Here is a 12830-nt window from a genome sequence, read left to right on the forward strand (position 1 = left end):
TGAAGGAGTGGAAGAAATTCAATATGATTAGTACTATTACTTTGGAACATTATTTAATTTTGTCGGCACTGATTTTCAGTATAGGAATGGTCGGTTTGTTTATGCATCGTAAGAATGTCATAACAATTCTGATGTCGATTGAATTGATGCTGCTAGCTGTCAACATCAATTTTGTCGCATTTTCTGCTTATGCCCATGAGATATCGGGTCAAATTTTTAGTATAATAATCTTAACAATAGCAGCTGCCGAAACCTCTATAGGTCTTGCAATATTATTAGTTTATTTTAGAAATAAAGGTTCGATAGAACTGAGTGATATGAATCAGATGAAAGGTTGATTGATGGAACATATGCGTCATTGCGAGAAGCTACTTTGGTAGCGACGAAGCAATCCCAAAAGCAATCCCAAAAGCAATCCAAATGGATTGCCACGACCACTATGTGGTCTCGCAATGACGTCAGTTTGTTATGGATAAATGCTAATCGGGTTAGCTATACAAAGCATAAGCCCTGATACTAGGCGTATCCCAAAGAGCAATTTAATTTTAGGAATTGGTATGGTAAATGCATTAGCAATATTCACGGTAATGTTACCATTAATATCTGGTATGATTAATGGTTTGTTTTGTCAGTGTTTTAGCAAGAAGCAAGCAGCTTGCATTGCTTCTATTGCAATAAGTTTAGCGGCAATATTCGCTAGCTTTATATTTTATAATGTGGCAATAAACAAAGCCATTATTCATCTAATTTTAGCAAAATGGCTAGTAATTGGTGAGATGAAGATCGATTGGGCAATTTATGTCGATCAGCTGACCGCTATTATGTTTATAGTGGTTACTTGGATTTCAGCGGTGGTACATATTTATTCTCTTGGCTATATGGCAGATGATGAGGGGTTACCTAAATTTCTATCATTTTTATCATTATTTACCTTCTTTATGCTAGCTTTGGTGTCAGCCGATAATTTTGTTCAATTATTTTTTGGTTGGGAAGGTGTTGGTTTATGTTCGTACTTATTAATTGGTTTTTGGTATCAAAAAGAAACGGCAAATAAAGCAGCAATTAAAGCCTTTATCGTCAATAGGATAGGGGATTTTGCCTTTATAGTGGGGATTATTACCATTATTGTTTATTTTGGGGTAGTTGATTTTGCTAGTGTATTTGATAAAGCCCAATTATTGTCTAATATACAATTGAGTATATGGGGTTTTACAGTATCGATAATTGACATAGTCTGTTTGCTATTATTCCTTGGATGTATGGGCAAGTCGGCTCAAATTGGCTTGCATATATGGCTACCAGATGCCATGGAAGGTCCAACACCAGTCTCAGCACTTATTCATGCTGCAACTATGGTAACAGCTGGAGTATTTTTAGTAGCTAGGTGTTCTTATTTATTTGAATATAGTGTAGGGGTATTGAGCTTTATTGCTATTATTGGCGGTATTACCTGTATATTTGCGGCAACTATTGCCATAGTTCAGAATGATATAAAAAAAATTATTGCCTATTCCACTTGTAGCCAGCTTGGCTATATGTTTCTTGCTTGCGGTGTATCAGCTTATAATGCTGGTATTTTTCATTTAGTTACTCATGCATTTTTTAAAGCTTTATTATTTTTATCAGCTGGTAGTGTTATTCACGCTTGTCATCAGCAAGATATTTTTAAGATGGGTGGTTTGAAAGATAAAATGCCGGTTACTTACTGTAATTTCTTAATCGGCTCACTGGCACTGATCGGTATTTATCCTTTAGCTGGATTTTATTCAAAAGATGCTATTTTAGAGCTAGCATATAGTAGCGGTGGGGTCATAGGTACTACAGTGTTTATTCTTGGAATTGTGGCGGCAATTTTGACTGCCATTTATTCTATGAAAATTATCTTATTAGTATTTCATGGAAAAACTAGATTAACTATTGATCAATTTAATCACGTTCATGAATCACCTAATATCATGAATCTGCCACTTAATCTTTTAGTGGTAGGTAGTCTTGTTGCGGGGATGATAGGTCATTATATTCTTGCTATTGACAAACCAAATGGTTATTTCCTTGATAGTATATTCAATATTCATATTTACCAAAGACTAGCAAATCATTCCCCTCTTTACATAAAATTATTACCAATGGTTGTGGGATTGCTAGGTATTGTGTTGGGTATTTATTTTTATAAGAATATTATTGATAAAGCGAAAATAACATTTATGAGGAAATTATTGATACATAAATATTATTTTGATGAAGTGTATGACTTGCTGATAGTAAGATTAGTTGCCAACTTAAGTAAGCTATTGAATTTGATCGACCAAAGAGTCATTGATAGATTTGGTCCAAGTAATTTTGCCAAAACAGTAAATTACTTTGGGATTTTGGTAAGTAGATCGCAAACAGGCTACATATTTAATTACACCATGTATATAGTTTTATTTGTAGTTGCCTATATTACTTTTTTTATAGTTTTTAGGGTGGTTTGAAAGTAAATTGTCTTCCCGCTTCGGTGCGGAATCTAGATACCTGCTTACGCAGGTATGACACAAAAATGGATTGATTGCTTCGTCGACCTACGGTCTTTCTCGTAATGACGTAAATCTATAACTCGTCATTGCGAGCGAACGTATGTGAGCGTGGCAATCCATTTTTGGTTACTTTTATAGTCAATTCAGGAGAAGTTGGTGATGGCGTCGCTCCATCGTTCCTGCTACCCAATTCTCCTGAATTGACTATATATGGGTTGAATCAGTTTAGGTAAATATAATATGCAAAAATTTTCATTTGATTTACAATCTCAACATAAAAAAGCCAGAACTGGTATTATAACTACTAAGCATGGTCAAATACGTACCCCAGCTTTTATGCCGGTTGGAACGAAAGGTACGGTAAAAGCCATGTTACCAGAAGCAGTTGAATCTACCGGAGCTGATATAATACTTGGTAATACTTATCATTTAATGTTACAACCAGGGGCTGAAAGAGTTGCCAAGTTTGGCGGTTTACGTAAATTTATGAATTGGTCAAAGCCTGTACTTACCGACTCAGGTGGTTTTCAGGTAATGTCCCTATCAAAATTACGTAAGATTACAGAAGAAGGAGTAATTTTTAACTCGCATATTGATGGTAGTAAGCATATGTTAAGTCCTGAGCGGGCAACAGAGATCCAATATCTTCTAGATAGTACCATTACCATGGCGTTTGACGAATGTACCCCATATCCGGCAACATTTGAGCAAGCAAAATCATCGATGGAATTAACATCTAGATGGGGAGTTCGATCGAGAAAAGCATTTGTTCAAAGAGAAGGTTATGGTCAATTTGGTATTGTACAGGGAAATATCTATCAGGAATTGCGTGCCGAGTCAGCAAAGAATTTGGTGGAATTAGATTTTGAAGGTTATGCTATTGGAGGGCTGGCAGTAGGTGAGGGACAAAAAATAATGTTTAAAGTGTTAGATTATGCTCCAGATTTATTACCTAAATATAAGCCAAGATACCTTATGGGAGTTGGTAAACCAGATGATATTATTGGGGCAGTTGCCAGGGGAATAGATATGTTTGATTGTGTTATTCCAACGCGTTCTGGTCGAAATGGTCAAGCTTTCACCAAACATGGTGTAGTAAATATTCGCAATAGTCAGTATAAGGATGATCAGGAGCCGCTTGAATATGATTGCCCATGCCCAACATGCAAGGATTATAATAAAGCTTACTTGCATCATTTGGTAAAGAGCCAAGAGATTTTAGGAGCAATACTTATGACTTGGCATAATTTGGTGTATTTCCAAGAATTAATGTCAAGAATAAGGCAATATATTCAACAAGGAAAAGACTTTGATTTTATGCATTAGTTATCGATAATTTTGCATGGTATAGATATTTGAAAGACTATAAATGATTACAGAATGTTGATATATAAAAGTTATATAATAAAAAATATAATACCATCTTTGGTAATAATTATTTTTTCGGTTACTAGCCTTGTATGGATTACCCAGATATTAAAGATGTTGTACTTAATTGATAAGGGCATAAAAGTTCAGGATTTCTTAAATTTAATTATTTTAATAATACCATCTTTGTTGTTTATTTTATTACCTTTTGCAACTATTGTTGCTGTTATTTATACTTATAATGCTTTGAGTGAGAGACGTCAGATAATTATTTTACAAAATTTGGGATTAAATAATATCCAACTAGCTAGCCCATCATTGATGGTAGCTCTGATGATTACGTTATTTGCTTATTATATTTCGACTAGTTTATTGCCATTATCTTATGGCAAACTTAAATCAGATCTTAATTTTATGAGGAATAATTATGCGTCCAATATGCTAGATGAGAAGACATTTAATCCAATTTCTAAAGATATAACAGTTTATTTTGATAAGAAATTACCTAATGGTACTATGAAAAGTTTAATCATTTTTGATAATCGTAAGTGTGATAACAATGCAATCTTGTTTTCTAAATCAGGGATGTTTACAATATATAATAACAGCTCATCTTTTCAATTAAAAGATGGAGTTAGGCAGGCATATGATCATAATGGTAATTTAAGTAACTTATCATTCGAGCTTTTAACCGTAGAATTAGTTAGTAATGATAGTAAAAATTTGGTAAGGGATAAATATAGTCGAGAAATCAATGAGTATTATATTGATGAATTGTTAAAACCCAACAATATTTTATCAGAGCAAAGGAAGATTAAATTAATTGCTGAGGGACACCAAAGATTGATTTGGCCTATGTATAATTTTGTACTGGTCTTTCTTACATTATCGGTTTTTTTACGGCAGCCTTATAATAAAAAATCTAGTTTAAGACAGATTCTAATTACGACAGTTTCTGCCATAATTATCACATACTTGCATTTTGTATTACAAAATCTTGCTTCAAAAGATTTAAATTTTATCTTTGCTTGTTATGCTAACATGATTATTGCTATTATTTTAAGTCTATATTTATATTTCCGTAAAATTATATGAGTTTCCAAGATTTACCACAATTTATAAAACTTCTTGAACAAAATGGACTCCTTAAGCGTATATCCTATCCCGTATCATCTAACCTTGAAATAACAGAAATCAGTAGAAGAATTTTAATACAAGATGGTCCGGCTCTGCTGTTTGAAAATGTTATTAAAAATGATGGAATTAAGTCTAATATGCCAGTTCTAACTAATTTATATGCTAGTACTGAGCGAATCGCCTTAGGACTTGGTTTGAAACGTAAAGAAGATTTAAGGAAATTCGGAGAATTGCTAGCTTTTCTTAAAGCCCCCGAACTACCTTCTTCCTTTAAAGAAACCTTTGCCATGTTGCCATTGGCAAAAAGAATGTTGGCTATGTCGCCAAAAATGTTATCAAAAGCTCCCTGCCAGGAAGTTATAATTGATGATCCTGATGTTAATATATTACCGATACAAACCTGCTGGCCTCTTGATATTTCGCCATTAATTACTTGGCCAATAGTTGTTACTAAAGGACCTAGTCTAGAGAAGGTAGATAATTTTAACCTCGGTATATACCGAATGCAAGTAGTCGGGCGTAACAAACTTATTATGCGATGGCTTAAAATGCGAGGTGGAGCACAGCAACATAAACGTTGGCAATCATCAACAAAAAAAGAGCCTTTCCCTGCTGCAGTGGTTATTGGGGCAAGTCCTGCTGTGACTATGGCGGCTGTTATGCCGCTGCCTGATAATATGTCTGAGTATAATTTTGCTGGATTATTAAGAGGCAAGTCAATTGAATTGGTAAATTGTGTTAGTATAGATATGAAAGTGCCGTCTTATAGCGAAATTGTTATAGAGGGGCATGTAAGTTTTGATGAATATCTACCAGAAGGACCATTTGGTGACCATACAGGTTACTATAATGACGTTGAATATTTTCCAGTCTTTAACGTTAAGGCTATTACCATGAAAAAGCAACCTATATATTTAAGCACTTATACTGGTAAAGCTCCAGATGAACCATCGATGCTTGGCGTGGCATTAAATGAAATGTTTATTCCGATAATTCAGCAACAATTTCCAGAAATCGTTGATTTTTGGTTACCGCCTGAAGGTTGTTCTTACAGAATTGCCATTGTATCTATCCGCAAGGCTTATCCAGGTCATGCAAAAAGAATAATGATGGGAATTTGGTCGTTTTTAAGACAATTCATGTATACCAAATTTATTATTGTGGTAGATGATGATATAGATATTCGAGATTGGAAGGAAGTAGCTTGGGCAATCTCAACTAGGAGTGATCCTTCTAGAGATACTACGTTTATTGATAATTCGCCAATAGATTATCTTGATTTTGCATCCCCTGTATCAGGACTTGGTAGTAAAATGGGGATAGATGCAACTAATAAAATATCCCCAGAGACTAATAGATCTTGGGGAAAGAAAATAGAAATAACTAGTGAAGTCATTGAAAAAATTGATAAGATTTGGGATATGCTGGGTATATAGCCATAATTGTCAAAAGTTATTGCAGGCAGACTCCTAGGCTCTGTGAACAAAAAAATCGTTAATTGAGAAATATACTGATGTTAAACAAAACAACTAATCTGCCTGAAGGCTTTGAGTATCTGGATCAAATAGACCCGACTATAATACAACATATGATGTATTATAGTAATAATAATTTTATAGGAGAACAGATCAGGGGCTATAAAGCTCCTAGAGCTATACTAACTAAACAAGCAGCAATTGCCCTAAAGAATGTTCAGCAAGATGTAAAAAATGATAATTACTCTTTGGTAATTTATGATGCTTATAGACCCAAAAAAGCTGTGCAACATTTTGTTAGTTGGGGAGAGGATCATGTTGATCAAAAAATGAAAGAGTATTATTATCCGTATATCAATAAAACTGAAATTTTTCTGTTAGGTTATGTTGCTAAGCAATCAGCTCATAGTCGTGGAAGTACGGTAGATTTAACTATTATTGAGCTTGGGAAACAATTACATACCAAGCCTAAAATGAGAAAAAGAATCACAAATGATGGTCGCTCTATACCTTATTTTGATGATAATACGGTTGACATGTATAGTTCTGTAGACCTTATGGATTCAGTATCTCGTCATGATAGTGACTTAATTGATCCACGTTACTTACAAAATCGTAATTATTTACGTGCAAAAATGAAAAAGCATAATTTTGAGGAATATTCTCCTGAATGGTGGCATTATACTTTACAAGACGAGCCTTATAAAGATCAGTATTTTAATTTTGACGTTGAATAATCAGCACATCAATCAGCGTCAGTACAATAATTAAGAAACCCTGACTTCGGAAAATAGTTAAAGATAAGTGTATAGAAAAAGCAGGAGAAAAAAGGTTTTGTTAATTAGAGGGCGTTTGTTGTGCCTCCATATATTTTTATTATTGACATACAATATTTTAGTAGATATACTAACCAACAATTAGTTTTAAATATGCTACTGATATGTTCGTTAGAGTCAAAAAATCTGCTACCCGTAATGTTAACGCTGTTCAACTAGTAGAAGGGATACGCGATCCCATACAGCGATTCCAAATATGTCATAGAAGGAAGGTAAGTAAAAGGATATGGAATAAGTTTTTCGTAGAGGAATAGTTAAAAAAGTAGTCAAAGTTGGATAAATTATCTAAGATAATATCAATATAATATTGGTATCAAGTTATGCATTCAAAGAAACATTTAAGTTTTAGTGCAATCAGAAGTATGATTGCAGATAAATTTGCTGGTATAGAAGATAGAAGGGGTGTAAATAGTAGTAATAGTATAGCAGATATTATGTTATCTGGTTTGGCGTGTATGTATTTTCAATCAGTATCTTTGCTAGAATTTCAAAGGCGTATGGAAAGGAAGGAACAACGTAATAATCTGCGTAGCATGTTTACAGTACAATCGCTTCCTAGCGATCAGGGGATGAGGAACGTAATAGACCAAGTAGATAGTGACGTAACGTTTAGACCTATTTTCAAAGAATTATTTAGTAAATTACAACGAGGGAAGCATCTAGAACAATATCAAATATTTCCTGGTAAATACTTATTAAATGTTGATGGTACACAATATTACAGCTCTGATAAAGTGAGTTGTAAACGTTGCCTAATTAGAGGGCATAAAAATAACCAATATCATTGTCATCAAGTATTACAAGGGGCTATTGTAAAATTTGGGTTACGACAAGTAATACCAGTAATGCCTGAGGAAATTCGTGTACAAGATGGTGATGAGAAAGAGGATTGTGAGACGAATGCTTTCAAGAGATTTTTGACAAGATTTAGAAAGGATCATGATAAATTAGGGATAATAATCAATGCTGATGCCTTATATGCAACAACTCCAGTGATAGAAACAATTCGTGATCATAAAGCTAATTATATTTTTAAAGTAAAACCCAATAATCATAAGACATTAATGGATAATGTTCAATCTGTAGATAAATCAAAGATAGAGACATTGAGCCTTAGAAGGAACAAATTGATAATTGAATGGGTTAATGATGTTGAATTATTTACTAGCACTAAGGTAAGAACAAATTATATAGCGGCATGGGAGCTAGTGCCGCAGAAAGATGGTAGTAACAAAAGTCAGTATTATGGTAAATGGATTACTGATCTAGAAATCACCTCAGATAATGCTAAAACAATAATAGACGGAGCAAGAGCACGTTGGAAAATAGAGAACGAATGCTTTAATAGCTTAAAGAATCATGGTTATAATATAGAACATAATTACGGTCATGGTTCTGAGAATCTATGTTATAATTTCTACAATTTTACTTTGTTAGCATTTACTATTCATCAAATACACCAATTAGTTGATAAATTATTTCAAGAAATGAGGGAGCAATTTGGTAGATTAGGATCGTTATGGGAACGAATAAGAAGTTTAGTAGACCTTTTTTTCTTTGAATCAATGGAAATGTTATGGGAGATATTAGCTGGCAAACGAGATTACAGAGTCCCGCCAATATAGATTCGACCTATCAAAAGCTTTTTCTAGAGCAATAGACTTATTTATTGCTAACCGTTGGTTTTTACCAAATTGATTACAATAACGTGAATTATGATAAGTTTGTATAAAAATATTTATAGAATTCAAGAAAATACATACAAATCTTTAACAGAAAAATAGATTATTCGTCTTAAAGTTGAGTGGATCGCAATGCTAAAATTTCCCTATGTATCCATAATGTCATATTTGGAATTGCTGCCTTTGCGGCTGAGTATATTTGGATTAAGGCGTAATGAAATTTCTCTTTTTGATGCATATCAAAGTTATAATTCTCGTTATGATATCGAACATTTTTTTAGATTCAGTAAACAAAACTTACTATTGGACGCGTATCAAACAGCAGACGTAGAACATGAAGAATTATGGTGGCAGTTTTGTATGTTAGCGTATACGCAATTATATTTAGGTAAGGATAATATTGCTAATTCTGTACAGCCTTGGGAGCATTATCTTCCAGAATACAAAAACATAAAAAATAAGACAAAATCTACCATTACTCCATCTCACACTCAGAGAGGTTTTGCTGATTTATTAAAGATAATAGGTACACCTGCAAAACCCAGCAATTCCAAATATGACATTATGGATACATAGGGAAATTTTAGCATTGCGATCCACTCAACTTTAAGACGAATAATCTATTTTTCTGTTAAAGATTTGTATGTATTTTCTTGAATTCTATAAATATTTTTATACAAACTTATCATAATTCACGTTATTGTAATCAATTTGGTAAAAACCAACGGTTAGCAATAAATAAGTCTATTGCTCTAGAAAAAGCTTTTGATAGGTCGAATCTATATTGGCGGGACTCTGTAATCTCGTTTGCCAGCTAATATCTCCCATAACATTTCCATTGATTCAAAGAAAAAAAGGTCTACTAAACTTCTTATTCGTTCCCATAACGATCCTAATCTACCAAATTGCTCCCTCATTTCTTGAAATAATTTATCAACTAATTGGTGTATTTGATGAATAGTAAATGCTAACAAAGTAAAATTGTAGAAATTATAACATAGATTCTCAGAACCATGACCGTAATTATGTTCTATATTATAACCATGATTCTTTAAGCTATTAAAGCATTCGTTCTCTATTTTCCAACGTGCTCTTGCTCCGTCTATTATTGTTTTAGCATTATCTGAGGTGATTTCTAGATCAGTAATCCATTTACCATAATACTGACTTTTGTTACTACCATCTTTCTGCGGCACTAGCTCCCATGCCGCTATATAATTTGTTCTTACCTTAGTGCTAGTAAATAATTCAACATCATTAACCCATTCAATTATCAATTTGTTCCTTCTAAGGCTCAATGTCTCTATCTTTGATTTATCTACAGATTGAACATTATCCATTAATGTCTTATGATTATTGGGTTTTACTTTAAAAATATAATTAGCTTTATGATCACGAATTGTTTCTATCACTGGAGTTGTTGCATATAAGGCATCAGCATTGATTATTATCCCTAATTTATCATGATCCTTTCTAAATCTTGTCAAAAATCTCTTGAAAGCATTCGTCTCACAATCCTCTTTCTCATCACCATCTTGTACACGAATTTCCTCAGGCATTACTGGTATTACTTGTCGTAACCCAAATTTTACAATAGCCCCTTGTAATACTTGATGACAATGATATTGGTTATTTTTATGCCCTCTAATTAGGCAACGTTTACAACTCACTTTATCAGAGCTGTAATATTGTGTACCATCAACATTTAATAAGTATTTACCAGGAAATATTTGATATTGTTCTAGATGCTTCCCTCGTTGTAATTTACTAAATAATTCTTTGAAAATAGGTCTAAACGTTACGTCACTATCTACTTGGTCTATTACGTTCCTCATCCCCTGATCGCTAGGAAGCGATTGTACTGTAAACATGCTACGCAGATTATTACGTTGTTCCTTCCTTTCCATACGCCTTTGAAATTCTAGCAAAGATACTGATTGAAAATACATACACGCCAAACCAGATAACATAATATCTGCTATACTATTACTACTATTTACACCCCTTCTATCTTCTATACCAGCAAATTTATCTGCAATCATACTTCTGATTGCACTAAAACTTAAATGTTTCTTTGAATGCATAACTTGATACCAATATTATATTGATATTATCTTAGATAATTTATCCAACTTTGACTACTTTTTTAACTATTCCTCTACGAAAAACTTATTCCATATCCTTTTACTTACCTTCCTTCTATGACATATTTGGAATCGCTGGTAGTTATAAGGAGATTGAGGTGGGAATTAAAAGTCAAATAATTAATTTATTTGCCAAGCATCGTTATTTAGAGCGTTATATAAAACAAGATGAAAAATTATTGATTGATGCACAAAAAGAAATATTACAAAGATATTTTACAGGCAAGTTAATAGAAGATGACATTAAAAATAGTTTAAAATTTTTAAGTGACCTACTTTTTAAACATTTCAATCAAAAGGTCTATATACTAATTGACGAATATGATACGCCAATTAATAGTGCATATATGAAATTTGGCAGTAAGGCAGAAGAGTTTGAGGAAGTACTATCTCTATTTCGTGCAATATTTGGCAATAGTCTTAAAACCAATGATTCATTACAAAAAGGTGTTATTACCGGCATATTGCGTGTTGCTAAGGCTAATTTGTTTTCAGATTTGAATAATTTAACTGAATGTAGTTTACTAGATGAAAGATTTTCTAGCAGTTACGGATTTACTCAAGCAGAAGTTGATGAATTATTAACTAAAGTACCAACCACTACAAAGCCAGAAGAAATTAAAAATTGGTATAATGGCTATAATTTTGGTGGAGAAGTCATTTATAATCCATGGTCAATTATGCAATGTTTGGCAAGTAAAGGCAAGCTGGATCATTATTGGATTGATAGTGGTGGGACTGATTGGATTGATCATGTACTGCTCTCAGATGAGATGCAAACGGATATTCAGGCTTTAGTTGCAGGTAAAACGATTACTTCTTCTATTACTAAACATATAAATTTTGCTGATATCAGACAACCAGAAGGGCTATTTAGCTTATTATTATTTAGTGGGTATCTAAATCCTGCAGCCAAGATGTCAGAACAAGATATTTACGAACTATCTATCCCTAATTATGAGGTAAAATATATCTACCAAAAAAGAATGGTGCAATGGGTTAGTAAACAATTAGATATTGATAATTCACGATATTATTCTTTCGTTACTTTATTACCAGATGGTAGAATAGAGGAGTTTAAGGAGCGTTTACAGGAATTGTTACTTAATTCTACTAGTTTTCATCAAACAGGAGAGAAAAAAGCCAAATTATTTTATAGTGGCTTTATGCTCGGCTTTATTAATATGCTAGGTTCTAGTTATATAATATCGAGCGAACAAGAATCAGGGGATGGTAGAGCTGACGTTGTGATGATTCCAAAAATTGGCAAAGGTGATAAAGCGATGATTATCGAGTATAAAATCGCTAAATCTTCGGAAGATATAGCTCAAATAGCCAAATCTGGCTTACAACAAATTATTAACAAAAAATATGATAGTAAAATAAAAGAGTACTCACATGTAAAACAAATACTCAAAATTTCCTTAGCATTTTGTGAAAAAAATATGGAGTTAGAATATGAGGTAACGAAGCTCTAATAATAGAGCGTAAGCGGCTCTGTCCAAAAAACTGTGTAAATTTCAAAATAGGTTATATATAAAAATATAACAAAAAAGGAAATTACATGAATAAAAAAACTAGTGAATCAATAAATCAAGCAGTAGATTTATTAATAGATAATAATACCAGCAATTGCAAATATGACATTATAGATACATAGAGAAATTTTCTT

Annotated in this window: 10 protein-coding genes; 9 read left to right on the plus strand and 1 reads right to left on the minus strand. The window is 32.9% G+C overall.

What is annotated here, in order from left to right:
- The first annotated feature begins 23 nt into the window (after positions 1–23).
- From nuoK to NBW66_RS08125, 8 genes are all read left to right on the plus strand, one after another.
- Positions 24–338 (plus strand): NADH-quinone oxidoreductase subunit NuoK, encoded by a 315-nt coding sequence (gene nuoK / locus NBW66_RS08090; RefSeq protein ID WP_250310654.1) that lies wholly within the window; start codon positions 24–26, stop codon positions 336–338.
- A gap of 219 nt (positions 339–557) precedes the next feature.
- Positions 558–2474: an NADH-quinone oxidoreductase subunit L gene (nuoL, locus tag NBW66_RS08095; RefSeq protein ID WP_250312166.1), complete on the plus strand. Its 1917-nt coding sequence runs from the start codon at positions 558–560 to the stop codon at positions 2472–2474.
- Between the two features lie 282 nt (positions 2475–2756).
- Entirely contained in the window at positions 2757–3842 is a 1086-nt protein-coding gene (gene tgt / locus NBW66_RS08100) for a tRNA guanosine(34) transglycosylase Tgt (RefSeq protein ID WP_250310655.1), read from the plus strand.
- A 54-nt stretch (positions 3843–3896) separates the two neighbouring features.
- A complete protein-coding gene (locus NBW66_RS08105) occupies positions 3897–4979 on the plus strand; it encodes an LptF/LptG family permease (RefSeq protein ID WP_250310656.1) in 1083 nt (360 codons plus the stop codon).
- Entirely contained in the window at positions 4976–6457 is a 1482-nt protein-coding gene (locus NBW66_RS08110) for a UbiD family decarboxylase (RefSeq protein ID WP_250310657.1), read from the plus strand. The genes NBW66_RS08105 and NBW66_RS08110 overlap by 4 nt, the downstream gene beginning before the upstream one ends.
- Before the next feature lie 77 nt (positions 6458–6534).
- Complete coding sequence (locus NBW66_RS08115; protein WP_250310658.1) at positions 6535–7233, plus strand: M15 family metallopeptidase; 699 nt, start codon at positions 6535–6537, stop codon at positions 7231–7233.
- Positions 7234–7652: 419 nt separating this feature from the next.
- On the plus strand, positions 7653–8957 hold the full coding sequence (locus NBW66_RS08120; RefSeq protein WP_250310659.1) for a transposase: 1305 nt from the start codon (positions 7653–7655) through the stop codon (positions 8955–8957).
- A gap of 216 nt (positions 8958–9173) precedes the next feature.
- A complete protein-coding gene (locus tag NBW66_RS08125) occupies positions 9174–9590 on the plus strand; it encodes a hypothetical protein (protein ID WP_250310660.1) in 417 nt (138 codons plus the stop codon).
- 203 nt (positions 9591–9793) lie between these two features.
- Here the strand turns inward: NBW66_RS08125 and NBW66_RS08130 are convergent, their stop codons facing one another.
- Complete coding sequence (locus tag NBW66_RS08130) at positions 9794–11098, minus strand: transposase (protein ID WP_250310659.1); 1305 nt, start codon at positions 11096–11098, stop codon at positions 9794–9796.
- A gap of 158 nt (positions 11099–11256) precedes the next feature.
- On the opposite strand from NBW66_RS08130, the gene NBW66_RS08135 reads away from it, so the two are divergent.
- Positions 11257–12636 (plus strand): PD-(D/E)XK nuclease domain-containing protein, encoded by a 1380-nt coding sequence (locus NBW66_RS08135; RefSeq protein ID WP_250310661.1) that lies wholly within the window; start codon positions 11257–11259, stop codon positions 12634–12636.
- Positions 12637–12830: the final 194 nt, after the last annotated feature.

This window comes from Rickettsia endosymbiont of Oedothorax gibbosus, assembly GCF_936269705.1.
Classification (GTDB): Bacteria; Pseudomonadota; Alphaproteobacteria; order Rickettsiales; family Rickettsiaceae; genus Tisiphia.